At 39.2% G+C, this 26,899-nt stretch carries 29 protein-coding genes and 1 tRNA gene; 17 read left to right on the top strand and 13 right to left on the bottom strand.

Annotated features, from left to right (window positions below; translation table 11 throughout):
* Nucleotides 1–8: 8 nt before the first annotated feature.
* Complete coding sequence (locus tag BK575_RS16085; RefSeq protein WP_139368057.1) at nt 9–1,268, bottom strand: replication initiation protein; 1,260 nt, start codon at nt 1,266–1,268, stop codon at nt 9–11.
* Between the two features lie 1,199 nt (nt 1,269–2,467).
* Nucleotides 2,468–3,715 (bottom strand): S-layer homology domain-containing protein, encoded by a 1,248-nt coding sequence (locus BK575_RS16080; protein WP_078411557.1) that lies wholly within the window; start codon nt 3,713–3,715, stop codon nt 2,468–2,470.
* 555 nt (nt 3,716–4,270) lie between these two features.
* Here BK575_RS16080 and BK575_RS16075 point away from each other — a divergent pair.
* Entirely contained in the window at nt 4,271–5,233 is a 963-nt protein-coding gene (locus tag BK575_RS16075) for a S8 family peptidase (protein ID WP_078411555.1), read from the top strand.
* On the top strand, nt 5,230–6,036 hold the full coding sequence (locus BK575_RS16070; protein WP_078411553.1) for an endonuclease I family protein: 807 nt from the start codon (nt 5,230–5,232) through the stop codon (nt 6,034–6,036). The genes BK575_RS16075 and BK575_RS16070 overlap by 4 nt, the downstream gene beginning before the upstream one ends.
* Nucleotides 6,037–6,085: 49 nt before the next feature.
* Here BK575_RS16070 and BK575_RS16065 read toward each other — a convergent pair whose 3' ends face one another.
* The 3 genes from BK575_RS16065 to BK575_RS16060 form a co-directional block, all read right to left on the bottom strand.
* A complete protein-coding gene (locus BK575_RS16065) occupies nt 6,086–6,670 on the bottom strand; it encodes a hypothetical protein (RefSeq protein ID WP_078411551.1) in 585 nt (194 codons plus the stop codon).
* A gap of 619 nt (nt 6,671–7,289) precedes the next feature.
* On the bottom strand, nt 7,290–7,445 hold the full coding sequence (locus BK575_RS28700; protein ID WP_169907851.1) for a hypothetical protein: 156 nt from the start codon (nt 7,443–7,445) through the stop codon (nt 7,290–7,292).
* A gap of 390 nt (nt 7,446–7,835) precedes the next feature.
* Nucleotides 7,836–8,141 (bottom strand): winged helix-turn-helix transcriptional regulator, encoded by a 306-nt coding sequence (locus BK575_RS16060; RefSeq protein WP_078411549.1) that lies wholly within the window; start codon nt 8,139–8,141, stop codon nt 7,836–7,838.
* Between the two features lie 271 nt (nt 8,142–8,412).
* On the opposite strand from BK575_RS16060, the gene BK575_RS16055 reads away from it, so the two are divergent.
* On the top strand, nt 8,413–8,838 hold the full coding sequence (locus BK575_RS16055) for a DoxX family protein (RefSeq protein WP_078411547.1): 426 nt from the start codon (nt 8,413–8,415) through the stop codon (nt 8,836–8,838).
* An 80-nt stretch (nt 8,839–8,918) separates the two neighbouring features.
* Here the strand turns inward: BK575_RS16055 and BK575_RS28695 are convergent, their stop codons facing one another.
* On the bottom strand, nt 8,919–9,074 hold the full coding sequence (locus BK575_RS28695) for a hypothetical protein (protein WP_169907849.1): 156 nt from the start codon (nt 9,072–9,074) through the stop codon (nt 8,919–8,921).
* A 414-nt stretch (nt 9,075–9,488) separates the two neighbouring features.
* On the opposite strand from BK575_RS28695, the gene BK575_RS16050 reads away from it, so the two are divergent.
* The 6 genes from BK575_RS16050 (at nt 9,489) to pdxR (ending at nt 15,293) form a co-directional block, all read left to right on the top strand.
* Nucleotides 9,489–9,869, top strand: a complete 381-nt coding sequence (locus BK575_RS16050) for a CidA/LrgA family holin-like protein (protein ID WP_078411545.1) — start codon at nt 9,489–9,491, stop codon at nt 9,867–9,869.
* Nucleotides 9,870–9,871: 2 nt separating this feature from the next.
* A complete protein-coding gene (locus BK575_RS16045) occupies nt 9,872–10,543 on the top strand; it encodes an LrgB family protein (protein ID WP_078411543.1) in 672 nt (223 codons plus the stop codon).
* A 33-nt stretch (nt 10,544–10,576) separates the two neighbouring features.
* Nucleotides 10,577–10,771 (top strand): hypothetical protein, encoded by a 195-nt coding sequence (locus BK575_RS16040; protein ID WP_078411541.1) that lies wholly within the window; start codon nt 10,577–10,579, stop codon nt 10,769–10,771.
* 150 nt (nt 10,772–10,921) lie between these two features.
* Nucleotides 10,922–11,131 (top strand): zinc ribbon domain-containing protein, encoded by a 210-nt coding sequence (locus tag BK575_RS29120; protein WP_456238399.1) that lies wholly within the window; start codon nt 10,922–10,924, stop codon nt 11,129–11,131.
* 675 nt (nt 11,132–11,806) lie between these two features.
* Nucleotides 11,807–13,609, top strand: a complete 1,803-nt coding sequence (gene ltrA, locus BK575_RS16030; RefSeq protein ID WP_078414826.1) for a group II intron reverse transcriptase/maturase — start codon at nt 11,807–11,809, stop codon at nt 13,607–13,609.
* Between the two features lie 244 nt (nt 13,610–13,853).
* The gene (gene pdxR / locus BK575_RS16025; RefSeq protein ID WP_078411537.1) at nt 13,854–15,293 is read left to right on the top strand and encodes a MocR-like pyridoxine biosynthesis transcription factor PdxR; all 1,440 of its coding nucleotides are present in this window, start codon (nt 13,854–13,856) and stop codon (nt 15,291–15,293) included.
* A 219-nt stretch (nt 15,294–15,512) separates the two neighbouring features.
* Here pdxR and BK575_RS16020 read toward each other — a convergent pair whose 3' ends face one another.
* Entirely contained in the window at nt 15,513–16,535 is a 1,023-nt protein-coding gene (locus BK575_RS16020; RefSeq protein WP_078411535.1) for an LLM class flavin-dependent oxidoreductase, read from the bottom strand.
* Between the two features lie 840 nt (nt 16,536–17,375).
* On the opposite strand from BK575_RS16020, the gene BK575_RS16010 reads away from it, so the two are divergent.
* The 3 genes from BK575_RS16010 to BK575_RS16000 all read left to right on the top strand — a co-directional run bounded on the left by BK575_RS16010 (nt 17,376) and on the right by BK575_RS16000 (nt 18,647).
* Nucleotides 17,376–17,657, top strand: a complete 282-nt coding sequence (locus BK575_RS16010; protein WP_078411531.1) for an AbrB/MazE/SpoVT family DNA-binding domain-containing protein — start codon at nt 17,376–17,378, stop codon at nt 17,655–17,657.
* Between the two features lie 98 nt (nt 17,658–17,755).
* Nucleotides 17,756–18,097, top strand: a complete 342-nt coding sequence (locus BK575_RS16005; RefSeq protein WP_078411528.1) for a zinc ribbon domain-containing protein YjdM — start codon at nt 17,756–17,758, stop codon at nt 18,095–18,097.
* A gap of 88 nt (nt 18,098–18,185) precedes the next feature.
* Nucleotides 18,186–18,647, top strand: a complete 462-nt coding sequence (locus BK575_RS16000; protein WP_078411526.1) for a hypothetical protein — start codon at nt 18,186–18,188, stop codon at nt 18,645–18,647.
* Between the two features lie 149 nt (nt 18,648–18,796).
* Here BK575_RS16000 and BK575_RS15995 read toward each other — a convergent pair whose 3' ends face one another.
* A complete protein-coding gene (locus BK575_RS15995) occupies nt 18,797–19,354 on the bottom strand; it encodes a YpiB family protein (protein WP_078411524.1) in 558 nt (185 codons plus the stop codon).
* A 259-nt stretch (nt 19,355–19,613) separates the two neighbouring features.
* Between BK575_RS15995 and BK575_RS15990 the strand changes: the two genes are divergently transcribed.
* Nucleotides 19,614–19,973, top strand: coding sequence for a hypothetical protein (locus tag BK575_RS15990; protein ID WP_078411522.1), 360 nt, complete (start codon nt 19,614–19,616; stop codon nt 19,971–19,973).
* 56 nt (nt 19,974–20,029) lie between these two features.
* Here the strand turns inward: BK575_RS15990 and BK575_RS15985 are convergent, their stop codons facing one another.
* The 3 genes from BK575_RS15985 to BK575_RS15975 form a co-directional block, all read right to left on the bottom strand.
* Nucleotides 20,030–20,872, bottom strand: a complete 843-nt coding sequence (locus BK575_RS15985; RefSeq protein WP_078411520.1) for an aldo/keto reductase — start codon at nt 20,870–20,872, stop codon at nt 20,030–20,032.
* Nucleotides 20,873–21,424: 552 nt separating this feature from the next.
* Complete coding sequence (locus tag BK575_RS15980) at nt 21,425–21,625, bottom strand: hypothetical protein (RefSeq protein ID WP_078411518.1); 201 nt, start codon at nt 21,623–21,625, stop codon at nt 21,425–21,427.
* A gap of 143 nt (nt 21,626–21,768) precedes the next feature.
* A tRNA-Ala gene (locus tag BK575_RS15975) sits at nt 21,769–21,841 on the bottom strand.
* A 201-nt stretch (nt 21,842–22,042) separates the two neighbouring features.
* Between BK575_RS15975 and BK575_RS15970 the strand changes: the two genes are divergently transcribed.
* Both BK575_RS15970 and BK575_RS15965 read left to right on the top strand, forming a co-directional pair.
* Nucleotides 22,043–22,360: a hypothetical protein gene (locus BK575_RS15970; protein ID WP_139368056.1), complete on the top strand. Its 318-nt coding sequence runs from the start codon at nt 22,043–22,045 to the stop codon at nt 22,358–22,360.
* 18 nt (nt 22,361–22,378) lie between these two features.
* Nucleotides 22,379–23,131, top strand: coding sequence for a Cof-type HAD-IIB family hydrolase (locus BK575_RS15965; RefSeq protein WP_268877741.1), 753 nt, complete (start codon nt 22,379–22,381; stop codon nt 23,129–23,131).
* A gap of 92 nt (nt 23,132–23,223) precedes the next feature.
* Here the strand turns inward: BK575_RS15965 and BK575_RS15960 are convergent, their stop codons facing one another.
* Nucleotides 23,224–23,439: a hypothetical protein gene (locus BK575_RS15960; protein WP_078411514.1), complete on the bottom strand. Its 216-nt coding sequence runs from the start codon at nt 23,437–23,439 to the stop codon at nt 23,224–23,226.
* 145 nt (nt 23,440–23,584) lie between these two features.
* A complete protein-coding gene (locus tag BK575_RS15955; protein ID WP_078411512.1) occupies nt 23,585–24,184 on the bottom strand; it encodes an exonuclease domain-containing protein in 600 nt (199 codons plus the stop codon).
* 373 nt (nt 24,185–24,557) lie between these two features.
* Here BK575_RS15955 and BK575_RS15950 point away from each other — a divergent pair, with 373 nt between their 5' ends.
* Together BK575_RS15950 and BK575_RS15945 are read left to right on the top strand one after the other, a co-directional pair.
* Nucleotides 24,558–25,937 (top strand): FAD-dependent oxidoreductase, encoded by a 1,380-nt coding sequence (locus BK575_RS15950; protein ID WP_078411510.1) that lies wholly within the window; start codon nt 24,558–24,560, stop codon nt 25,935–25,937.
* 610 nt (nt 25,938–26,547) lie between these two features.
* The gene (locus tag BK575_RS15945) at nt 26,548–26,892 is read left to right on the top strand and encodes an ArsR/SmtB family transcription factor (RefSeq protein ID WP_078411508.1); all 345 of its coding nucleotides are present in this window, start codon (nt 26,548–26,550) and stop codon (nt 26,890–26,892) included.
* Nucleotides 26,893–26,899 lie beyond the last annotated feature (7 nt).

Here is a 26,899-nt window from a genome sequence, read left to right as displayed (position 1 = left end):
CAAAAATGTTATAGTTCATTCTTATACTGTTTCAGTTGCTGACTTAGTTCGTCTCTCATTTTCAAAAATTCTTCTTCTTGCATAGGTGAAGGGCGGTCTTCCGCATTAAAACCGAGAGCCTCAAAAAATTTCTGCTTCACTTTCGTAAAGATATAAAGGGCATCATCGGATGGAACACTGAGCTTATGTTCAATATCCTGCACCGCTTTTTCCTCGATCAGCCAATAAGGCAATTTTTCTTTGGAATTTCGATACCGCGACACTAAATAAAGCAGGAGGTCTTGTTCTTTTTGCTCCTCATCACCAGCCGCAGCTTGAAGGGAACCATCTGTCGATTCCCGAAGCATGAAGGTTATGTATCCAATCGGATTTTTAACATTCGGTTTGTTGATCGTTTCCTCGATGACTTGGACCACACGAACTTCCCCGTATGTTTCTACCCATTTTTGATACGTTTCCATGCTCAAATTTACGCCAAGAGAAAGCGCCATCCCCCGTAATTTTTCATATGAAGAAGAGGGAGCAGGGGCTTGAGGAGCTTCAAAAGTATCGTCGAAAAGATTTAATTGTTTCGCCGCTTTTCTCTTTGAGCGGATGACGAACTTCACTTTATCAACGCGCCGTCCGCTTTTCATCTCTTCCAATTCAAACGTAATATCCGTCTTTTTTTCCAGCTCCTTTTGAGCGGGAATGAGTACACGCTGTTTAAAATTTCCATAGGCTGGATACAAGTCCTCAGCACCCAATAAGCGACGCAAGTGTTCCAAACTGAACGTTCTTTCTTGGACTCTTTCATATTGTTTGAGCAGCTCATAAATACGGATGGCATACGAGCTCTTGAGCTTTACGACATTATCGAGCTTATAGCTGGTAAATTCTTTCTTTAGCTGTAACAGGTAGGGACGGAGGAACGGGTCAAAGCGGATGTCGATCGTTCCTTCCGTCACATTATAGGCAACATAGGAGAGCCACGCCACTTGAATCACTTTATTTTCAATTCGGATTTCGAATACTTTTTGCATGAGATCTTTCGTAATTTTTCGAAGTTCCGTATATTTAGGGGTTCCCTTTAATCCTAATAATTTATTAAATTCTTTAATGGGTAAAGTATACGTCTTAAAATCCGAGTCATCTGGCTGAATTTTACTTGCAATGCAAAGAATGATTTTTTGCTCAGTCACACCTAGCTTGTAATTGGCTTCAATCAATAGATTTGATTTCGTAACTAGGTTATTCGTATTCGCTTCTACGACTTCTGTCTTATACAACGGTAACTCCTCCTTAATCGCTACCATCATTATGACAAAATTCCAACTATAGCGAAAGGAATTTGTTGTTATAGATAAATAGTCGAATTAGTTTGAAAATACATAATTCAATGGATATGGAAATAGAGCACCTATATCGATTGAATTACACTTAAGCGGAGAACCTTCGCAAGGCAATTCAAGAAGGAAGAACAGAAAGGAGTAAACAAGATAAAAACCATGACTATATTAAACGATTAAAATGGATTAATTCATTTAAAGAAATGAGTTGAGATAAATAACAACCATGTAGCTGCTTAGGTCTAGAAAATTTGACATAGCCGTTCTTTGGTTATGTCAAATTTTCTAAATCGATCTATATAATAGACACCAAAAGTGTTATAGTTCGCATCGTTTTTGTTATGGTTCAGACACCAAAAATGTTATGTTCACACCATTTTTGTTATGGTTCAGACAGCAAAAATGTTATGTCCGCACCATTTTTGTTATCTTTTGCACACCAAAGATGTTATAGTAGCACCTAAAATGTTATAGTTCGCACCATTTTTGTTATGGATTAAGCACCAAAAGCGTTATAATTGACACCAATTTTGTTATATCAACACAAAAGATGTTATCAGTCACACCAATTTTGTTATAATTTAGGCACCAAAAGCGTTATAATTAGCACCATTTCCGTTATTTTTCGCACCAAAAACGCTATTTCCCACACCAATTTTGTTATTTTTTACTCACCATAAACGTTATAATTAGCACCAGAGATGTTATAGTTCACACCAAACATGTTATAATTAACACCAACTTTGTTATAATTCATCATTAAAACCCCAGTTATATCAAGGCTTAAAGCAATTCGAAAACAATTAAAACAAATAAAAACAATTAAAACAAGTTATGTAAAACACACAAAACAGGGAATAAACTATATTTATAAAGGATAAAGACAAGTATTAGCACCAGGTACTAGTAACGAACACCAACGTTAGTAGCAGATATTAGAATCAGGTACTAAAAAGAGTTGACTGACATTTAAATGAACGAAAACTATTTTTTACTAAATCATAAAAAAATAAGGTTTTAAAAAGAGCTTAAAGAGGAATAAGAAGAAGGATTGATTCATGAAATAATCATATAAAAAAGCTAAAACGTAGGAATATTCAACTTCCTGTTTTAGCCTTTTTGATAGGTAAACGAGTTATCTACTGATTTAGTTGCTGCATAACACGATGAATAATCACGATTCCTTGCGCCCGGGTAGCATAGGCATACGGCCTAAATGTTCCATCTTCATATCCTAATATAATGCCGGCAGAAGCGGCTTGAGAGATAGAAGGGTAAGCCCAATAATCATCCGATACGTCTTTGAAAGAGCGGGCAAGACTGCTAGACATATGATCATTCGATTGCAAAGAAGCTACTCGAGCAATCATAGTTGCCATTTGATCACGTTTAATTTTATCGTTTGGTTTGAAAGACCCATTGCTGCCAGTCGTAATGCCTAAGCTTGCCGCTATGTCAACATATGGAGCAAACCAGTCTGATTTCTGAACATCTATAAAGGAAGATGCTTGTCCATTCTTTTCAAGCTGTAAAGCATTGACTAAAATTTTGACAAACTGTGCACGTGTAATCGAATCATTCGGATTCATGAGCGTTTGTCCTAATTTGTTTTTAACACCGTTAATAATCTGTAAATCTAGAAATTCAATAATCTCTTTTTCTGCCCAGTAACCTTTGTTTAAATCGACCGGGTAGGAATCAGGGAAGGCACTGACTTGTTCTAACGGTGCAGAGATTGAAATAGGCATACGGCTCATTTCTTCATAAATTGAAAGGATTTCCTCCCCGTAGTTTCCGCTGGACTGCATCGCCCATCGTTTATGCAAATCAGGCCAAGTAGGAGCAATTCCTCTTGTAACATACTTAAAACGAGGATCAACTAAAGGTGTATTCAACGGTTTCGTGGACGCATATGCTTTTAAATGTTGAATTTGAGCATATACGCCTTTTTCCGCTGTCGGGAAAGAATTCCCCCGGGCACCTCCTCCGGTCGCTCCGATTCCCGCATAATTGTGCTGCTCAGGGCGTACATCGCCTCCGAATTTAAAATAGCCGGTTTCTTTAATGGCTTGTGCAAAGGCGACATCTCCGCGTACACCTTCTTCAGCACCGATTTTAAGATATAATTCTGCCAATCTATCAACAGAAATACCATGCAATCGAATATTTTCCGGATTTTTTTCCTTTACAAAAGCCGTCATTTGCCGGACGCCCAAACTCGATTCTCCCATAATCAATTTATTTACACCCTCTGCTTGAGTTTGACTGACAGAGTAGGGGAATAGAAAGCTTCCGACAATAAAGGAGAATAATAAAACGATACTTATTCTCTTCAATGCTGCAACTCCTTTCTGCCTATGTCTATTGGAATCATTTAATTGATTCATCTTCAGGCACCCTTACTTGTATAAATTTGGGTCTCACAAAATAGAATAATAGCATATTCGTAACAAATTTTACTATTTTTCTACAAATTTCATATATTTTCCACAAAAAATATGACATGAACAAAAAACGTCCATGTCTCATTTTTTTACATAGGTAGGAAGAGAACAATTGAATCGGTTAATATTAAAAAGTTAAGCTCCGTTGAACAATATTATGCTTATAGAACTAACAAGAAGAATGATTAAATTATTATTAAAGAAAAAAAATAAAAAACAGAACATATGTTTGTATTTTTGTTTTATTAATGGTAAAATATAGGGAGCGGAGAAGGAGGTGGGAGGCGTATCTTAAGCGTTACTATTAGGCAAAAACCATTCCTGAAGTATCTTGGTATCAGTTCAGAACCATGTTGGAGTACAAAGCAAAATGGTACGGCACCTAGAATACTAGAAACAAAACACTCCGAAGGTAGCTTTTATACCAATTCTTCAATTGTTAAACTATTAATAACATCACGAGTTGGCTTCAATTTAATCCTATAGGAGGGAATAAAAATGGAGCGAAAAGTACGTGTGATACCGTTTCAAGTGATTGAACAGGCTGAAAAGGTCAATGAAATTCCCAGAGGAGTAGAAATGATTCAGGCCCCAAAAATTTGGGATCGAACAAAAGGGAAGGGAATAACGGTTGCCATCTTGGATACAGGCTGTGACATTGCCCATCCTGACTTAAAAAAGCGGATTATCGGCGGAAGAAATTTCACGGGAGATGATAGCGGGAATCTTGATTTATACAAAGATTACAATGGTCATGGTACCCATGTCGCGGGGACGATTGCTGCCATACAAAACAATACTGGTGTTGTCGGCGTGGCCCCTGAAGCAAATCTGCTCATTATTAAGGTTCTGGACAAAAATGGTTCGGGCCAATATGAATGGATTATTAATGGAATTTATTACGCAATTGAGCAAAAAGTTGATATTATCTCCATGTCGCTTGGCGGGCCAGAGGATGTTCCTGAACTACATGAAGCGATTCAAAAGGCTGTTGCCAACAATATTTTGGTTATTTGTGCGGCAGGAAATGAGGGGGACGGCAATGATTCAACAGATGAATTCGGCTATCCGGCTTCTTATAATGAAGTGATAAGCATAGGGGCCATTGATTTGGAAAGACGCTCTTCGAATTTTTCCAATTCCAATAATGAAGTAGATTTAGTGGCTCCCGGGGAGAAAATTCTATCAACTTATCTAAATGGAACGTATGCTACATTGAGCGGAACCTCTATGGCTACGCCTCATGTTTCCGGAGCAATGGCCTTGATAAAAGTTCTCGCCAATGAAAGTTTCGAACGGAATCTCACCGGACCTGAACTTTATGCCCAATTAATCAAAAGAACGGTGCCGTTAGGAAATTCTCCAAAAATGGAGGGCAATGGACTAGTCTATTTAACGGTAATGGATCAATTGTCAGAAATATTTGATCAACAATTTGCCGCTAAAGTGTTGAGCGTATGATAGGAAGTCTAAAAGTACTGGAAGAAGAACGGAAGAACTCAAAGGCAGCCTATTTGGAATACCGCAGCAACCGAAGTTATTATGATGAGCAAAGAGATAAAGAAATGAAGCAAACGTATTATCAACATACTCCTCTCAAGGCAAACAGCATTCATAATTTGTTAGAAAAAACACATGAGAATAAGCTGGATTATTCTCCTCATCGCTATGTTTATCCATGGGTAGATCTTCAGGAGAATGGGAAACTGAAAAGCTTATATTCCGGCAAAGGTATGAACCCGCTTGCTGTCATTGAGGAGGATATTCGTATTCTTGAAAACATGGCAAGAGGGAACATGACTGGTTTATCTGGTGAAATGACGTTAAATTGTGAGCATGTGGTACCTCAATCATGGTTCCGTAAGCAAGAACCAATGAGGGGAGACTTGCATCATTTATTTGCCTGTGAACCTGCATGTAACAGCCGTCGCGGAAATCATCCTTATTATGATTTTCCTGAATACGTTCCGGAAATCCATATATTAGGAATTGAGAAAGGCTGTGGAAAGGTAGATAAAGGAAAGTTTGAACCTGAATACGGAAAGGGAATTGTAGCGAGGGCCACTTTGTATTTTTTAATTCGCTACCCGGGGATCATCGACAACGATTTCGTTAACCTGCAGCTCTTATTGAAGTGGCATCAGCAGTTTCCCGTGTCTCTCTATGAAAAACATCGGAACCTGGCCATCTTTGAATTGCAAGGGAACCGGAATCCATTTATTGACTTTCCGGAAATGGCATTCAAATTAATAAATGAATATTAATTTGAATGCAAAAAAGGAATGGAGGTTATTCTCCATTCCTCTTGCGATATCATATATAGCGTTTATTAGCTTCCTTGACCTGATCTATAAAATTCTCCAGTAAAGCTTGAGTCTCGTTACGCATCTCTTGTTGCTGCTGAATAGCTGCTTTTAATGTGTATTCCACTTGATCCAAATATTTTTCTATCAGGTTGCTGGCAGCCTTGCCAGGTGTTCCGTACAATTGTTGCAGATGCTTCGCTACTTCTTCAACTAGCTTACTCCATTCTTCAACGTTATTAGAAATGGATACTAGATTCAAACTTTTAAGACTTTCGAGGAAATAAGATTTAGTACCAATCATAGATTGATTGATTTCATTTTCTATTTTTCCTAGATTTTCATTTGCTTGTACCCATAGATCATTTTGACCTACAATTACTTCAAGAGCGAAATTTTCCATTTTACGTTGATAAGCTTGTGCTAATTTAGCACTGTTTAGCCAACTATCCAATAAAATGTTGAACATATTCATGGAATCATCCATTCGAAATGCTTTAGCAACTGGATTGTCCACTTTGTTTACTTCAGATTTTTTAGCGGTTTGATTGACTGCTTTGTTCACTCCAGATTTTTTAGCAACTTGTGTAGCCATTTTTTATATCCTCCCTCTACTATGGTCTTTTTATATAAAACAGCTGTTGTTTCAGCTAGTAATATATATTTTTGTCTTTTTGTTCCAATTTTCCCCGATTTATATCGACTGAAAAGAAGATAAATAACTGAGTGTACATGGTGAAGAATAACCCAATATTTTCTGATATTGCTTTAACACAATAGCCTGTAGGTTGATTTTGTATTCGAAGACATAATAGAAACTTTTCCCTTTTTCTTATATATGTAATTTACACCTATATGCGATGTGTTGTCAACTATCGTTTTGCATGTATGGAAAAAATCAAATTGTATAAAATTCAGGGGCTTTTGAATGAAGCAAGCATAGAAGGGTACAAGTCCCGAACCATGAAGAGGTGTGGAATAAACTCAACGATCACAGGATTCATTGAAGCAGAAAGCTAAAGTGAACGTCCTTTAATGATAACCAAATGTTGATTAACACATTGATAACACTCCATATGTTAACAAGTCGTTAGAAGAATGCTCAAGAATGATTGATCGGAAGAATATTATGGAGCGCGAAGTTAATGTGGAAACACCGAAATGAAATAAGCCGCTTTTGCAGATATAAACGGTTTTTATACTGCAAAAGTGGCTTATTCGTTGTTAATATCAAAATCAATGACAGATCCTAATAAAAGGATATCTTCATAAATAGCTTTCTTTAATTTTCCTTCTTCACATTTTTGATATTGATCTAATAAATGACCAAATTCCTTAATAAATAACGCCATTTCTTCATCACAAATCATTCAGACACCTCCATTAAGTAATATGAACTACTCCTAATTATAGTTCATATTACCCTATATATACAATTATTAAACGCGTTGATTTTTCTTGAATATTGTGATGGCTGCCCAACGATTCCTCATATATTGGTCATAAAAAAGCCTTCCAAACATATTCAACTCGAAAGCTTTTTATGTAAAGAGTGAATATATGAATCTATGTTAACTCTTTAATATTATTATAACTTTTGATACTGATTTATGACTTTCCATTCTTCCAGCTTGAATCGATTTACAAATGATTTCATATAAGCAGGAGGGAAGAACTTATAAAGAAGCTTTCCTCTTGCTTATGCGTAAATAAAGGGAGATGTATAGAAAACATACATCTCCCTTTATTTATGTGGATTTCTATATCCAGGTTTGCGACCATTTTTCAAGCTCTCTGATAACAGGCTCTAAGGCCATTCCTTTATCTGTTAAAGAATATTCGACACGAATGGGAACTTCGGGATACACATGGCGGTTGACAATTCCTTCTTCCTCAAGTTCCTTCAGTCTTTCTGATAACAGTCTTCCGCTTACAGGAAGAGCGGATTGAATGGCACAAAATCGCTGCTGCCCGGATAGTAATTGATAAATGATTAATCCAGTCCAACGCTTGCTGATTAACTGCATGCCTTTTTCAAATCTTGGACAAAGTGACGCTTGCTCCATAATAACACCTCACTATGCTGATATTATATCAAAAAGTTACAATTGAATGTAATTTATGTTTGATTAATTATTAACTTGACGATATTAATTTATTATAATAAACTAAGTTACGAAAAGTAAGTAATAAAGAAATTGACTAAAGGAGGTAGTAAAAAATGATGCCATCTTTGTTTTTAGCTCATGGAGGATGCAAAAGTCATTCATCGCACGTATGAGTATGGGATATTAAGCTATCTTTGTTTACAATTTTAATAAAAAGGAGAAATCAAATATGAATATGAAGTATGAGGGAAGCTCCCTCCTGTTACGTTTAATCTTAGGTATTACGTTTTTCTTGCACGGCCTTTCTAAGTTCCAGGGCGGTATCAACAATGCTGCTGGGTGGTTCGATAGTATCGGTATTCCAGGTTTCCTTGCATATGTAGTAGCAATTATTGAATTGGCTGGTGGTATAGCCATGATTTTAGGACTTGGAACACGAATTGTTGCTGTTTTATTTGCAATCGTCATGCTTGGTGCCATATTCACAGTTAAACTATCTGCCGGATTTATGGGGAATGGTCAAGCAGCAGGATATGAATTGGATTTAGTGCTCCTTGCAGTGTCCATTTACTTTGCCGTCAACGGAAGCCGATTATGGTCTTTTGATTCTGTATTAAGGAAAAAAACAGAAGATGAAAAATATATTAACGGATGAAAAAGTAAAGAAGAAACAATCTGTTTAAATACAAACAGCCCTTCTCTCATGAGTGGGGCTGTTTACGTTGTTGGCTTCCTTTATTTAGATGTGATATAAGGATTGCCGCTTAAATTTTTCCGCATCTCTGGTGTGATGACGAATTGCTTTGGACGATTTAACGTATTTTTTTCTTCTTTCGGATACAAGGAACCACTTCCGTCATAGTATGGTGGTTTTTGTAACGGTTTCTCCATGGTACATGCCCCCTTTTAGTGGTAATAAATAACTATAAAACTACTAGTTATTTTATCACATATATTTTATAAAATATGTATAATTATGTGATTTATAGAAAAAAATTACGAACTTTATCCTGTATTAAGGGCAGTAAGACCCGCAATAATGGAAGTTTCCTTTATCACGCTTTCAACCTCGTGCCTTCTTTATTGACTCTGCATTTTGCATTCCGATAAGGTAAAACAGGAAGTGCCGCTTGCCGTTCCTAAAGTGGATGGTAGAAATATGGTGAAATTGGATGGTCCTTTTTTCTCGATGTTCCTTATGATAGAAAGAAAAGGCATGATTATAAGAATGTTTTGGTGATGATCGAACCGCTGGAAGGCGGGAGGGATTTACGATAAATTTAATAAATGTGTGGAGGTTTTTCGTTGAAATGGTTGGCGTTTACACTTCAAGTTGGAGTGTTATATGTATTTAGCTGGATAGGAGAAGTGCTTCAGAAGGCCCTTCATTTATCCATTCCAGGCAGTTTAATAGGAATGCTGCTTCTGTTTATTCTCCTTTACTCCGGTGTTGTACCGGTGAGATGGTTTGAGTTAAGTGCGGAAAAATTATTGGTTTTTCTCCCGTTATTTGTGATTCCATCTACGACAGGGGTCATGGATTATGGTTCTTTTCTGTTTGGAAAAGGAAGTGTCATACTTGTGACCGTTATTTTAAGTACCTTCATCACGCTCGTCGTTGCATCCTATGTAAGCCATCGCTTTGCTTCGGCGAAAGAAAAGCGTGTACGATTGGACGGGAAGTAAAGATGGTTTGGATTGTGATTACCATTGTTTTGTATTTATTAGCAGTAAAGGTATACAGCAGGTTTCCTTTTCCCTTTACGTTACCGGTATTGACCGCTACAGCAAGTATGATTTGTTTACTTATTATTTTTGGCATGTCTCATGATGATTACATAAACAATGGAGGGAAATGGATTTCGGAGCTTCTCGGTCCGGCCATCGTTGCTTTAGCGATCCCATTGTTTAAACAAAGACATATTCTAATGAATAATTTCGCCTCGATCGTCATGGGAGCGGCAGCAGGCATCATCATCTTAATGATCGTGAACATATCCATCGGAAATATGCTTAGTATGGATAAGGAACTGATATTAACTTCCATTCCCCAGTTGACTACCATGCCGATTGCGGTGTCATTGGCTGATCAAATCGGCGGCATTCCGTCGTTGACAGCTGTTTTTGTGATGGTTGCCGGAATAGTGGGCGGCGCCTTAGGGCCGATTTTGTTAAAGCTTTTTCGCATTACAAGCATGGTAGGAAAGGGTGTAGGGCTTGGGTGTGCCTCCCATATCATCGGGGTTACACAAATGATGAAAGAAAGCGAAGAAGGGACGACGATTGCGTCAGTGACGATGATTGTAACAGGATTACTGGCTAGTATCTTGGTGCCGTATATCTTATCTTTGTTCTTTTGAATAAAAAATTAGTTTGCTAGGGAGAGAAGACGTATGAAAATTGCACTTATATTAGTCATTATGATTGGCATGATTTCACTTATTGGTACGATTTTCGTGGCAAGAAACGTGGAGGCGAACTACGGTAAGTCGACGAAGCGGAATACCATCAATTTAACGGCTATTTATGCGGTCGTTCTTTTAGGTTCACTTATCGCGCTTGCCTGGTATGCCATTGCCGTTTTATAGCCTTTTTATCATTTCTCGACAGAAGACTCCCACCTCAAGGAATGGGGAGGACGAAGCCCAATGAGTAGGCGGGAGATGAATGTCGGTTGGCGGTATCCAAAAATTTCCTCATGATGGTATAATGGGAATGAATGTTCTTGTCGGAGTGAGATGAATGTCATGCTTGTCAACAAAGCCTATAAATTCCGTATCACCCAAAACAAAGACGTTAAGAATCTGAATCTTCGTGAATGGGATTGTCCTTCTTGCGGCACACATCATGATCGAGAACTTAACGCAGGACGAAATCTAAAAAATGAAGCGATAAGGCTTCTAACCGTAGGAACTACGGGGATAGCCGTGCGAAGCGTTTCCTTATAAGTGTATAATCACGAAATAGGAGGATTACTCTCAAAAGTAATCATAACTGATTAACCGAAACTCGGAATGAAAGTCGTCATGTTGAGCTGAAACGAGTTACCTAAGACTCCTACATGCGATTACAGATAGTAGTCTATAATTGTATGAAGCTAGGTGAAGTCGGCTGAAGTAAACCTAAGTTCGCTAGAATATGGTTTATGATAGGTCGGGGGGCTACAAAATATCTATGGTGAGAATGATGGTTAAATCTGACGAACTTGCGAAGGTACGGGTCTAAACCCCGATTATGCTCGAAAGACATAAACTGCTACTGCAGGGTCAAATACCGAAAAGTACGATTGGCTAAGAGGAAATTCGGTATATCCAACAATGAGGATATAACTTTGACAGGCTCAAAGCAAGCACCTACGGATATATGCAGAGCTAGGTTAATTGGAACGCTGTAAGCAAGAAACATTTAAATATAAACGACTACTATCGGGATGGTGTCTATAAGGCTATAAGCCGAAGTGACTTTATTCTTGTGAAAGCAGGGACACAGTACCAATGAAGCATGTAATGAACGTGGAGGGATAGTCCCAAGTCTTGTTCTTTGAAAACTAAATCAACCAAATGGAACTCACAGGGTCGAGTAAGATGATGGGACTTTTCTTTGAAAGGGGAAACAATCCATCGGTGAGTACAACCTTACGCCATGCGGAATATTATAATATGCAAAATTTATTTGATGACCTTTATGATAGAAGTAAAAACAACGCTACCAAAGGCCAAAATTTATATGAACATATCATATCAAAAGATAATATTCTTCTAGCATACAGAAACATCAAAGCCAACACGGGTTCAAAAACAGCAGGAACAGACGGTATCACAATAGATCAATATAAAATGGAAAACGTTGATGAATTTATCGAAGAAATAAGAGCAACATTAGTAAATTACAAACCTCAGACAGTTAGAAGGGTCGAAATACCAAAGCCAAATGGAAAGAAGCGTCCACTAGGTATTCCGACCATGAGGGATAGACTCATTCAACAGATGTTTAAACAAGTATTGGAACCTATCTGTGAAGCCAAATTCTATAATCATTCATATGGGTTCAGACCCAACAGAAGCACTCATCATGCAATGGCTAGATGTCAATTCCTAGTGAATCATACGGAATGTCACCATGTTGTAGATATTGATATACAGGGTTTCTTTGATAATGTAAATCACACAAAATTATTAAAGCAGATATACAATATCGGAATAAAGGACAAAAGAGTAATAGCAATAATTTCAAAAATACTCAAAGCACCTGTTCAGGGAATAGGAATTCCAACAAAGGGAACACCACAGGGAGGAATCCTATCTCCACTGCTTTCGAATATTGTACTTAATGACTTAGACTGGTGGATTTCAAATCAATGGGAAAACTTTAAAACAAAATACCAATATTACAGGCAGGACCACAAAGTCAAAAGAATGAAACAAACTGACCTAAAACAGATGTATATTGTTAGATATGCAGATGATTTTAAAGTTTTCACAGATTCACATAAATCTGCCATAAAGATTTACCACGCTGTCAAAGGATACTTGAAGAATCAATTAAGCCTTGATATATCACCTGAGAAATCAAACATCACTAATCTAAGAAAAAGACAATCGGATTTTCTAGGGTTCTCTCTTAAAGCAGTAAAAAAGCGAAATAAATTTGTAGCCAATACTCATGTAATGGATAAAAAGAAAAAATCCATTCATGAACAAGCTAGAAATTTGATTTCTAATATCCAAAGGAATCCAACTGTTCAGGCTATTAATCATTATAACGCATTTATTCTCGGGGTCAAAAACTATTACAGAATCGCAACGCATGTAAACATAGATTTTACCGACATTGCCTATCGTCTTTCTAAAACCCTGCACAATCGTCTTAAATCAATTGGGAAATACGGGATACCAATTAAACCAAGCGAAACATATAAACGACTTCACAAGAATAACTTTAAAACCTTTGAGATTAGTGGTATCCACTTATTTCCTTTAGCAGACATCGAAACAAGAAATGCCATAAACTTTAGTCAGGACATATGTGACTATACAAAAGAAGGAAGGCTGAAACTTCACCAGAAACTCAAAGTTGAGATTGCAGTTGAAATCAATAAGATGTTACGTGGAACTCATGAAACAAACAATTTAGAATACGCAGACAACAGAATTTCAAGATATTCAATGCAATTAGGAAAATGTGCAGTGACAGGAAAATTTCTATCCTCAGAAGAATCACACTGTCACCACAAAGTACCACGTCACATGGGAGGAACGGATGAATTCAGTAATCTTGTAATAGTTCACAAAAATGCTCATAAATTAATCCATGCTACAGATGAAGAGACGATTGACCGATATAGGAAGATCCTTCAATTGGACGGAAAACAATTGAAGAAACTAAACCATTTTCGTAAAGTTTGTAATTTGGTTGCTTTAGTCTAAAAGAATAAGATGGAACGCCTAATGCGGTGAAAGTCGCACGTTGGGTGTGGAGCAGGGGAAAAGATGGCGATTACATCAAAATCTTACCTATTGCTATTACTAAATATCTGTTCGATCGAATGGAGTTTGTAGGAATCCTCCACTTCAGCGAGTAAGTGGTGGGTAGTTCAAAAGAAAGGGTTGTTACTTGCCCACGGGCAGCATAAGCCTTTCGTTCAATAATTCATGGCAAGGATGAATGACAATGGAATGGAAACCGGATCGTACGGATAAAAAGCCTATTTACAAGCAAATTGCGGATTATATTGAGCAAGGAATATCTTCAGGGATTTTTTTGCCCGACAGCATGCTGCCTTCTGAGCGTGCTTTGGCAAGGGAGCTGCAAGTGAATCGCAGCACGGTCGTAGCCGCCTATGAGGAGTTGCTGTCGCTAGGGATTGTAGAAAGGAAGAAGGGGAGTGGAACACGCATCAGTACAGATATATGGGGAATCTCCCATAAACGTATCCCAAACTGGGGCCGTTACGTCGAAGACGGCTCGTTTTTGCCTAATCTGCCTTTAGTTCAGCGAATTCGCACAGAAACGCAGAAGCGCGAGTTGATTAATTTGGCGAGCGGTGAATTGGCGCCAGATTTGTTTCCGCTCGATCCGTTCCGTTCGATTCTTTCAGAGGAATTGTTTACTGGCCACCTTGGCTATGACCACCCGCAAGGAAATGAGCTTTTACGAGAAAAGATCTCGTCGCATGTGAAGGAATATAAAAAAATTGATACGGGTCATTCTTCTATTCTTATCACATCTGGTGCCCAACAGGCTCTCCATCTCATCGTTCAGTGTTTGCTAAAACCGGGTGATGCGGTGGCAATTGAAGATCCGTCTTATTGTTTTTCCTTGCCGATTTTTCAGTCAGCAGGGCTGAAAACCTTTCTTTTGCCTGTTGATCAACACGGCATCAATCCGGATGATTTGATCGCTTTACATAAAAAGCATCGGATTCGTATGATCTTTTTGAATCCTGACCATCAAAATCCATCAGGAACGATTCTTCACCTGGAACGTCGTAAGCGAATTCTCGAATTATCGTCGGAGTTTGGCATTCCGATTGTAGAAGATGATCCTTATAGTTTGATCTCCTTCAATGGAATCGTCAATCCAACGTTAAAATCAATGGATCAAAACGGCAATGTTTTATACATTAGCTCCCTATCTAAAATCGTCGCATCAGGGCTTCGAATCGGGTGGGTCATTGGTCCGGCGCAGGTCATTGAACGATTGGCGGATGCCAAGCAGCAAGTCGATTTTGGGCATAGTGTGTTTCCTCAATGGGTGGCCCATCAATTTTTGGATTCCGACTATTTTCACACACATATCGGGATGCTTCGAAAACAGCTCAAACAGCGAAGGGACGAACTAACGTCAAGTCTTCATGAAGTGTTGGCTGACGAAATTGAGTTTCTTGTTCCAGAAGGTGGAATTCATATGTGGTGCAAACTAAAAGCTTCCGTTAATGAGTTTCGTTTGCTTGAAGAATCGATGAAAAAAGGAGTCGCTTTCGTTCCGGGAAGCGTGTTCGGCTCGAAAAAAGGGTATGTCCGCTTTACATTCGGCAGGGGAGAAGCCGGTTTAATCGGGGAAGGCATTTTACGATTTGCCGATGCATTAAAAAGCCTGCAAACTGATTAGTGAACAAGCATTCCTTTAGAAAAGAAAGAATCATAATAAAAGAACAGTTGAAACGAGAGGATGGATCAAAAGGGGAGAAAGAAACCCTTTTGACTCATTCTCCTGAAAGGCCCCGTCATGAAAATCCAGTAAAACCAAGGGATTATGTGGCGGGGCCTTTCAGTAAAAATCGGTTTTTGTGTTTGATTAGAGACTTATGGGACAGCCTCATTGTTTTTTCTATTTCGTTACCTCAGCGACAATTTCAAAGGAACGAAGGCGCGCTTGATGATTGAAAATTTGGGCGTTGACCATCATTTCGTTTGCTTGAGTCTCATCCAAAAATGCTTGCAGCTTTTGTTTTACTGTCTCTGGGCCGCCGATGATAGAGGAGCCGAGCTGGCGGTCTACAACGGCTTTTTCATAGTCGCTCCAAAGTTTGTCCATGTTATCTACAGGCGGCTTGAGCGGTCCTGGGGTATTGCGGATCAAGTTCAGGAATTGCTGCTGCATGGAAGTGGCGAGCCGCTGCGCTTCTTCGTCCGTATCGGCGGCGATCACGTTCAAGCCGACCATTGCATACGGTTCATCCAGCACTTCGGAAGGGCGGAAATGGCGGCGATATACGTCTAAAGCCGGCAGCGTATTTTCAGGTGAAAAATGGCTCGCAAAGGCAAATGGCAAACCGAGCTGGCCAGCGAGCTGGGCGCTGAAACTGCTTGAGCCCAACAGCCAAATCGGAATGTTCAGTCCTTCGCCTGGAATGGCTCTTACACGCATGTTTCCTGATTCTGAAGCAGGCTTAAAGTAAGCACGCAGTTCAGCCAGCTGTTCCGGAAAGTCATGGCCGTCGCTTCTGCGATCACGTCTCAAAGCATGTGCCGTAATTTGGTCAGTTCCAGGTGCACGGCCGAGTCCAAGGTCGATACGGCCAGGGAACAGCGATTCAAGCGTTCCGAACTGTTCGGCAATAACAAGCGGGGCGTGATTCGGCAGCATAATTCCGCCGGAGCCTACACGAATTGTCGATGTACCGGCTGCCACATGGCCGATGACGACAGATGTCGCTGAGCTTGCGATACCTGGCATATTATGATGTTCAGCCAGCCAATAACGGTTGTATCCCCATTTTTCGGCATGGCGTGCAAGGTCAAGCGTGTTGCGCAAAGAATCAGACGGAGTTCCGCCGACGATGATCGGCGCAAGGTCTAGGACGGAAAACGAAATGTCACTTAGTCGTTTTTCATGTGTATTTACAGACATATGTTCATCTTCTTTCTTTATCATGATCCATACGGGCGTTTTATTCTTAATCTGTCATCCCGTATTCATACACCTGTATTTTATCAACTTTTTTTGATGATTAAAAATATAATGCTTGAGAGGGACTGAAAGGGCTATTGCCCTTTCAGTCCCTCTCAAGAAATGCCCCGTCGCAGATATCCAGTAAAATTGGGATTTGGTGACGGGGCATTTCATTAAATCAGTTTTTTAATTTAGTAGACACTTCTTTGCCTATAGAATCTTTCTTTTCATAACAATGAATGAATACATAATCTTTTTTCTTAGTGAAAGAGGAAGAGGCCAAATCTGCCTTATTCTATAAAAAATTTCCTTTGACATTATGAAAGAAAATGGGTAAATTCTTAATTTCTATATTCAAATATTCAAATATATTGATGTTATGAAATGGAAAAATAAACTATATGTAACCCGAATCTTTTTTCTCCGACTCGGTTAAAAAATATGATGGCAAGCTGCGCAGAGGCTTTTGTGGTACAGTGCTGGTTTTTCACTTCATAGCGGGGTAACAGGAAAATTCCTTTTTACATACTTCATTGAGAAACATAATGATCCCGATTTTATAATTGAATTAAATAATGAATTAGACCGCTATTTAACAAGGCTTTCTATATACATTGACTTTGAAACGATAGAAGAGGCGAGAAAAGAAATCGCAATATTAACAAAGGATTTTTATTCCTTTCAGTTCGCTCTTCACGATTACAGAAGCCGCTCATTAACATAACTACATTGTATGAACTGATATTTTTCCTATTCACTAAGATAGGTTTAATGTTAAAGATGGAAAGAGGGATAGAAGTGAAATCAACAGGTATCGTTCGAAAAATGGATGAATTAGGCCGGGTTGTGCTTCCAAAGGAGCTTCGCCGCATATTAGACATTGAGAAGAAAGATCCATTAGAAATTTTTGTTGATGAGGAGCTCATTATTTTGAAAAAGTACAAGCCTTATAGAGTCTGTCAAGTAACCGGAGAAGTATCCGAACGAAATCTGTCTTTCGTCAATGGGAAGGTGATCTTAAGTCCGGAAGGCGCTGGAAAATTGGTTGAAGAGATACAACAAACATTAATGATGAAGTAAGGAGTGCTTAATGGCTATTCTTGCGAAGCTGTACAAAGGAAATGGAAAGTCATTTTTATATGTTAGAATGAACCATAACGAATGGAGGAAATGACATTATGTCTAATTTGCCAAATTGCCCAAAATGTAATTCAGAATACACTTATGAGGACGGGAATCTTTTCGTTTGTCCGGAATGCGCTCATGAATGGAATTTAGAATCAGAAGCTGAAAATAGTGAGGATAAAAAGATAGTGAGAGATGCAAACGGAAACGTCTTAAACGATGGTGATTCCGTAACAGTCATCAAAGATTTAAAAGTAAAAGGAAGCTCATCCGTTGTAAAAATCGGTACGAAAGTCAAAAATATACGTTTGGTTGAAGGAGACCATGATATTGATTGCAAAATTGACGGCTTTGGAGCTATGCAATTAAAATCTGAATTTGTTAAAAAGATATAAATACGGTTAAAGTTAGTTAATCCCCAATTCATTATGAGCTGCATATACTTTCTATTAGGCATAAAACACCTTATAGGGAGGAATTGTTTTGCAGAATGCTCAAACTAATCGGCTTAGTTTACCTTTTCCAACGCGCTGGGGGCTTAGTACTGAGATTGCAGGAAGACCGATTGTAAGGGGGGTACTTACGATCGACTCGGTTTCAGGTAACAGAGTAATAGGTACTGCCAATTTTCGGGGCACACCCATTCCCATGAATGGATACTGGGATGAAAATACGAAACAATTAAGGTTTGAAACACCTTATGCATCATTTGCTGGCCAATTACAAATTTTTGATGATGCAGGCATTAGAGTTCGCCATTTAAATTTAAGCGGACGGTTTATGATGAAGCCGCCTTCTTTGCAGGCAGGTGAGAGGGGAAATTGGATTGCTACAACTAATACCGTACTTACCGGTCCTCCGATAAACACCACTACGCTGCCCCCGGTTGGAGCCTTTTTAACATCGGATTTGCTTTGGAGTACCTCAAGAAATTATAACAAATAAGTAAAAATCCCGAATAGAGGTATTTGCATAGTAGTCATACCGACAATGCAAATACCTCTTATTATTGGGGGGGGGGGCAAGTTTAGGTCTTAGCGGGTTACCGATACGGTTAAAGCCTTTAGTCAGACTCTGAGTATAGCGTTTTCAACCTATCTCAACAGTCTTTTTTCCAGTTCGCTCAGTTTCGCTGCCAATTGTTTGAATAGCTGTTCGTCTCTCTGATCGAGAGCTTCGTCAATTTGCTTCTTTATATTTTCTTTCTCTTTTTTTAAGGTGAGTTTTTCAATGACCGCATCGGCCGCTTTCGACTGCCGTTCATATTGTTCGTACTGTTTGATATTGTCGGATGCCGGTATCTCGATCAGCTGCAAGTAGCGATGATTGAGCATTTTTCCGTAAAAATGAAGGATGAGGTTCACTTTTTCGGACGGATTGCCTGTCAGCTCGCCCAATGCCCGTGACGGATCACTCGTTTTTCGCTGGTTATAGTAAAATTCAAACCCGGGTTCATCTGAATTGACGCTAGAAATGACAATCGTTTTCTCGTTCAGTTTAATTTTCTCTGTAAACGAAACCTTCTCTAAAATGTGAGGATTGTTCAAAATCGATTCAAGGACTTTTCGTGCTTCAATACGTTTCAGTCGGTGATGTTGTAAAAACCATGTTAAGAAACTGCGCTTTTCACTTGCTGATACCCATCTTTTCATCGCAAACCACCCGTTCTTTCGTTTTTACCATTTTAACATGGGATTCTTTCAAAATGGCTGTTTTCATTCATGTTGTGATTTTTGGGCCGCAGGCAGGCCTCCTTTTTTTGATCCAAAAGCCATCATCTTTTAGAAAAGAGGTTCCACAAATGATGAAGAACGAACATGTAATGGATGGATGGTACATAAAATGTTAATGTGAACAAGCCATTAAGGATTATCTGCTAATGGGGAATAAAAAGGAGAAAGGAATAGACGAATGAGCGTTCAATTAAAAAAGTATGTCATCCCGGCTTTTTTAGTGCTGATATTCATTGTCGCGTGGTATGCCGATTCGTCTTCCCGGCAAGTGTTGGATGAAACGAATCCTGTATCGCTGGCCGAACAAGAGGAAGACAGTGAACTGGCCATAGCCGAAGTGGAAGAACAGTCATCAGAGCCGCATCAGCCTGCGAACTTTGAATTAGAAGAAAAGCTGGTTGAGCAAGAAGAAGTCGATGGTTATATTGTGGAAACGTATCGGGAATATGAAATCTATAAAGATAAAGAAGGAAACGTAACGAAAAGCGTTCCGACTTCCAATTACGATTATATCCGTTATAGGAATCCAAATGAATAATAGGCCGTGGGCAAACGCCCATGGCCTATTATTTACGCCTTTTATAGAACAATAGATTAAAAATCAAAATTATCCGGATCTGGACCAACTCGAAGGTTTTCATTTAGTCCATCAATGCGCTCCATATCTTCTTGCGTTAATTCAAAATCGAAGATGCTTGAGTTTTCGATGATTCGATGCTCTTTTGTCGATTTTGGAATGGTGACGACGCCGTTTTGCAAGTCCCAGCGTAAAATGACTTGGGCAACGGATTTGCCGTATTGATGGGCGATTTCTTGTAAAACATCATTCTCCAGCAATTGGCCTTGCATCAATGGAGACCAGGCTTCCAGCTGAATGTCATGCTTTTGGCAAAATGCCTGTAGTTCTTTTTGGGTTAAACGTGGATGATACTCAACCTGATTGATCACTGGTTTGATTTCCGCGTCCTTCATCAAATCTTCAAGATGATGGATTTGGAAGTTGCTTACCCCAATCGCCTTGACGCGACCTTCTTTATAAAGAGTTTCCAGTGCTCTCCATGCTTCTTTATATTTTCCTTCAACAGGCCAGTGGATCAGATATAAATCCAAGTAGTCCAAGCCAAGTTTAGCTAAGCTTGTTTCATAGGCCGTGATGGTAGATTCATAGCCTAAATCAGCATTCCACACTTTTGATGTCACAAACAGATCTTCTCGGGAGATGCCCGTTTCTTCGATCGCTTCACGAATGGCTTGACCCACACCTTCTTCATTTTCATAAATGGCGGCCGTATCAATGCTGCGATAACCATGTTTAATCGCTGATTTTACGGCATTGATTAACTTGGGACCTTCTTCTACTTTAAATACCCCGAGACCAAACCAAGGCATTTTCACACCGTTATTCAAAGTTGTTATATCTTGTAAATGTTTTCCCATTATAAATAGTCCTCCTCATGATTTTCTTGCAAACTATATAAGTCATATGACTCGTGAATAAAAGAATATAGTGGAAATCAACTGGCAAATGTTATTATGAGACATATGAGTCCAAGAGAAAAGAACGCACTTTTAAGTAATATAGGCACTAAAAAGTAAGATAGGAACTTTTTGGTGCCTATAAGGGAAAGTAAGAAAAGCATATATTCACAATTGGTTCTTGAACATTAAAAAGAATGATGAATGAAATTTATAATATGATGTTTAAGTAAGGACGAGGTTTTCTAATGTGGGGTTGATCATCGATGTATACTTCCCATGAAGAGAGTTGGAATTCAATTCAATCACCTTCCTGCCTTTAACACTATTCACACAGTAAAAAATGATAACATAAGGTTGATGGTTCAAGAAAGTGAAAAAATCATGGGAATTTTCAGGTTGTTCATATGAGGGGGAACTGCACGCGGCGCTCAGTCTGTTGGGATGTACAATGAATTCAAATGAGGAAAAACAGTTAGTTTGTGTGTTCTTGAAACAAGAACACATAGTTAATTATTCATCTTGCAAAGTCACACTTAAAACAATCACTAACAGGATTAACAAAATCCTCAAAATCCGATCTTTCGTAACGGTTTTCATAAGAGCGACAAGGACGATTCCGACAATAGGGTTATCCTCCACAAGAATAATGGTAAAGACGTCTAAGAAAGAAATAACAGTATCAATGATTTCATGATCGTGGTTATTCTCCATGTTGGCGATCCCTTCTGTTTTTTATTAGCTTATTTCATTTGAAACAGAAAGGTGTGTGTCTTTGCAAAATCAACATTAAGATTTAAATAAAGCTTTTCTATAAACAATAAAAAACACCATTTCAATTGAAGTGGTGTTTTGGATGGAGACTATCGGGATCGAACCGACGACCTCTTGCATGCCATGCAAGCGCTCTCCCAGCTGAGCTAAGCCCCCGTTATGTACGTTGTGTTTGTGTACCAACGTCTTGATTAAATAATACTACATACTAGATGGGTTAGCAATATTTTTTTGAAAATAAATGATCTTTTTTTGATTGAAAGATAGACGAGTGTTCTATTCAGTTGTTTCGGGTTAAATAAACGAACAGATTGTGGTAAAATATTCCTGAGAGCTGGTAGAGAGCGGGTGAACAGGATGATGGATGAATATATGACAGAACTTAGAAGAATACGGATAACTTTAGTAGTGATGACGATTGTTCTTTTGTTCTTTTCCGGAAAAAACGTCCATGTTAACGTAGACCATAATCATGACACCATGCAGCCTTCACCGTCAAATTATTATAGGAATGTCATTCCATTGGAGAACGGCGATTTTGGCATCTTATCAGGTGACTCTGCACGGGAAACGGGAGGAACACTAGAAATCTATCATTATGATGCTAATACTAATGAAGTTATAAGAAAAAAGCAAATGTCAATCGAGGAGCTTAAGCTAGAAAACAAGCTTTAGAGAAAGGAAGGGTACATAGTGAAAGATTCTAATAAGATAAAAACAAATTTTAAGCTGATCGCACTAGATATGGATGGGACACTGTTGAATGAAGAAGGGAAAATTTCTAAGGAGAATCGGCAGGCGATTGAAGAAGCACAGGCAAAGGGTGTCCATGTTGTGTTGAGCACCGGCCGTTCTATTATGACTTGCCGTGAATTTGCTGAATCTCTTAAACTTTCATCTTACCTTGTGACAGTGAATGGGAGTGAAATATGGGATTGTGCTGGGAATTTATTGGAACGAACTATTCTTGATGCTTCACATATTGAAATGATGTGGGAATTAAGGAATATACATAATGCGCGCTTTTGGGCCGTAACAAGCGATAAGGTATGGCGGGAAGAGTTCCCGGAGGACATTTCTTCCCATCAATGGCTGAAGTTTGGATTTGATTTCGATGAGGATGAAGTGAGAGAAGCCGTTTTAGCGGAACTTTTAAAAAATGAGGAGCTTGAAATCACGAACTCGAGTCCAACGAATATTGAAGTAAACGCAATTGGCATCAATAAAGCGAGGGCACTTCTGACGGTTTGCGATAAGCTTGGCATTTCGATGGATGAAGTGATTGCTATGGGAGACAGTCTCAATGATATCGCTATGATTAAAGAGGCAGGCTGCGGCGTAGCAATGGGAAATGCACAGCCGATCGTCAAAGAGACCGCTGACTGGATAACCGGGACCAACGCGGAAGACGGCGTGGCCCAAGCCATTCGTCATTGGGTGCTGTAAGATTGGAGAACTGAATACAAACTAAAAAACGTTTGGGCTGTTGTCCAAACGTTTTTTAGTTAACGCCCATATCATGGGTTTTAGGATCATCACTAGGCAAATCTCTTGTTATATAGATTTCCTATTATATAACTGCAAACCAATCCAATGATAAAAGCGATGACGGAGCCGCCTGCTTCGAATCCTGCAGACGTTTCTTCGTAAAAGCTAAACATCAGCCACTCAAGATTGAACAAATATCCAATCCAAATGAGCAAGCTGCTTACGACCATAAACGATAACAATGCGACCAATACGGTTTTGACCAACTTTTTCACCACCAGAAATGGAAAAGTGTGCACCGATCTTACTTTATGCTTCTATATTTTAGCATAAAATTCCAAATGGGGTGGTTGTCCGCTTTTATTTTCAAAAAAATAATGAAACGTCTACTCCCTAGTTTGAATGAAATCGTTACCCCCTTTTGGCAGCAGGGGATAAAACTCCCTTCGGCTTGCTCATCGCCTTTTTCATCACTTCAAGTAAATAATAGTCGTCGTGGGGGTTTTTCGATTGTAAAAGCTGTAAGGTCGCTTTTACATCATCCATTGCACGGTGGGCGTTTTTTCTTACGATACTGTGGCCTTCAAGCAAAGTGTCCAATTTTTTATTCATGAAGCCGTAATCTTTCCATTTGACAGAACGCATCGAACAATGCCAGCGTTTTTCGGCGAATACCGGATAGCGTTTAAGCAAAAAGCTGCGGTCAAACGAAGCGTTATGGGCGATGATCCCATGTGCTTGCTGAAGCAGAGCCATTATTTTCGCGTCATCCAGCTTCTCATTTTGGACCATTTTATTCGTAATCCCGGTCAGTCTTGTAATAAAAGGGCTGATAGGGGATGAAGGCATATTGAAACCGGAATATTCCTCGACGATTTCCAATACCTCACCTGTCACGGCATCATATGAAAATAAAATGATGGCCGCTTCAATGATGTCACAGTCGTGGGGGCTTAAACCGGTTGTTTCGATATCCAGGATGGCAGCGAGTTGTACATTTTTCTCGGGCAAATCAAGTTCCTCTCTTTCTATGCTATATAAAGTTGTCTTTATTAAATTTGCGTATCTTTATATTTTATAAGCTTTCGTCAAATTAATCATCTTCTAAATTTTGTATGACTTCATTATAGGTTTTTTAAAATCAATTTTTTTTGATTTAATAATTGCGCGATCGGAAAATATTGTATATGATTAAAATATCAAGAAAAATTGATTTAAAAGAAGACTCATACAAAAATTGCATCATAAAGTGTTTGTCTCATCCTTTACAGCATTGAACACAGTTTTAAAAGGTTGAACTAAATTTTTTTATTCTTTAACTCAACCTTTTTTGATTTAAAGAAGGTATATATAAATAATAAATGTTATGAGGAGGAGAATGGTTATGACAAAATGGAACATTTCATTCAAAGCAGAAGGGTGCTGTGCTTCTAAAACGGAATTAGTTCAAACTCATACACCAAACAGTGAAGCAACAAACAAGCTGCCGGTTGCGATTATTGGCGGCGGCCCTGTAGGTTTGGCTGCTGCCGCACATTTGGCGAAACGGGGAGAGGACTTTATCTTACTGGAAGCGGGGACACAAGCAGGAACCAATATTTTAACATGGGGACATGTCCGTTTATTCTCGCCATGGCGCTATAACATCGATAAAGAGGCCTCTGAGTTATTAAAAAAGTATGGATGGAAAAAGCCTGATTTAGAGGCGCTGCCGACAGGAAAAGAGCTTGTTGAGCGATATTTGCAGCCGCTTGCCGACATTCCGGAAATCCAGCCTCATTTACATTTCCATACAAAGGTGTTATCGATTGGACGGAAAGATACAGACAAAATGAAGACCGCAAACCGTGAGCAGATGCCCTTTGTCATTCATGCAGAAAAAGAGGGCGTGCTGGCAACATTTGAAGCGAGAGCGGTATTGGATGCTTCCGGTACGTGGGGGAATCCGAATCCGGCGAATTCGAGCGGTATTTGGCTGAAAGAGGAACAATCTCTTCAAGAACAAATGGTTTACGGCATCCCGGATATTTTGGGAAAAGAACGGGAGCGTTATGCGAATAAGTGTGTGGCCGTTGTAGGGGGCGGGCATTCTGCCATTAATTCCTTATTGGATTTGGCACAGTTGAAAGAAGCTCATCGGGAAACGGACATTATTTGGATCATGAGACGCCAGCGTGTGGAAGAGGCGTATGGGGGCGAAGAAAAAGATGCACTTGCAGCGAGAGGAGCGCTCGGCAGCCGCATCCATCAACTGGTTAATGACGGAAAGGTCACCGTTGTTACACCATTTCTTATCCAAAATGTTAAAAAATCAATGAACAAAATAGAAATCATCGGCAGCCAAAATGGAAAAGAGAGAATCATTCCGGACGTAGACGAGATGATTGTAAATGCGGGGAGCCGCCCGGATTTGATGATGATCCGCGAAGTTCGTACATCGATTGATAGCGCGGTGGAAAGTGTGGAAGCGCTGTCTCCGCTCATTGATCCGAACATTCATAGCTGCGGAACCGTCCGGCCGCATGGAGAAAAAGAGCTTCGCCAACCGGAAAAAGATTTTTATATTGTCGGAGCGAAAAGCTACGGTCGTGCCCCGACTTTCCTCATGGCAACCGGTTATGAACAAGTCCGATCTGTGACAGCCTATCTGGCCGGAGATGAGGAGGCGGCAAAGAAAGTTGAGCTCGATTTGCCGGAAACAGGCGTTTGCAGCGTGGATTTAAAATCGAAAACTTCGTGCTGTACGTCGAATTCGAGCTGTTGAGGAATGTTTTTTCTTTGTTTTTGGAGAGAGAAAAGGTGAAGCGGTGATGGCGATTAACCATGCGGGTATTATATGTGGGCATCGTTTATACAAAAGAAAGAAGGGCCTCTGCTCAGACCTTAGCAAACAAATGGACTCATCAAGGGTAAAAAATGCACGGATTGTTTATCCGTAAACAAAGAGATTGGTACAGCCCGGTCTCTTTTTTATATTGCTTTATAAGGAGCTATGGCTTGCACCGCTTGATGTAAACTCTAATGAGCGGAAACTTTACAATGACTTTACAATAAATGAATTGACGATTTTATATAAGTATTCTATTATATAAGTGCATTGTTATATATTGATTTGGTGTAAAAGCGACTCCGAATGCCTTTAAAAGCAAAAGGGGTGAACAAACATTATGAATCTGACTATCATGCCTGTTTTATGATTTGTCTTGTTAGTTTTTGCTTTTGCTATTACAGCATTATGAAAAGAGGAGGAACATCGATCATCTCCCATTATATGAATAAGTTGAAGCATTTCTTCTAATGATAGGAGTATACTTTTTTAATTAACTATATAAGTGTATTATTATATAGTGATTGACTGATGGAGGTGTACGGAAATGATTGAAATAGTAGTCGAAATTGAAAAAGCAGCAACAATCCTTAAATTATTGGGAGATAAAACAAGACTTTCGATGGTTAAAATGTTAGAAAGCAATGACGCGTGTGTATGTGAGTTCGTTGCCTTATTCGAGATGAGCCAGCCTGCTATTAGCCAGCATCTTCGTAAATTGAAGGATGCGGGGTTGGTGAAGGAGTCACGAAAAGGGCAATGGATCATTTATTCATTAAATAAACAAAGTGAATACTATGTCCTTGTGCAAAGCTTATTGGGGTATCTTCCAAGTCAAGATGACCGCCTCAAAGAGCTCGAAGAACGAGGGTTGCGTATTTCATGTGATTAACGGAAGG

It is taken from the genome of Priestia abyssalis, from assembly GCF_002019595.1.
In the GTDB taxonomy this organism is placed as follows: domain Bacteria; phylum Bacillota; class Bacilli; order Bacillales; family Bacillaceae_H; genus Bacillus_BA; species Bacillus_BA abyssalis.
This window is presented reverse-complemented; position numbering and strand designations above follow the sequence as displayed.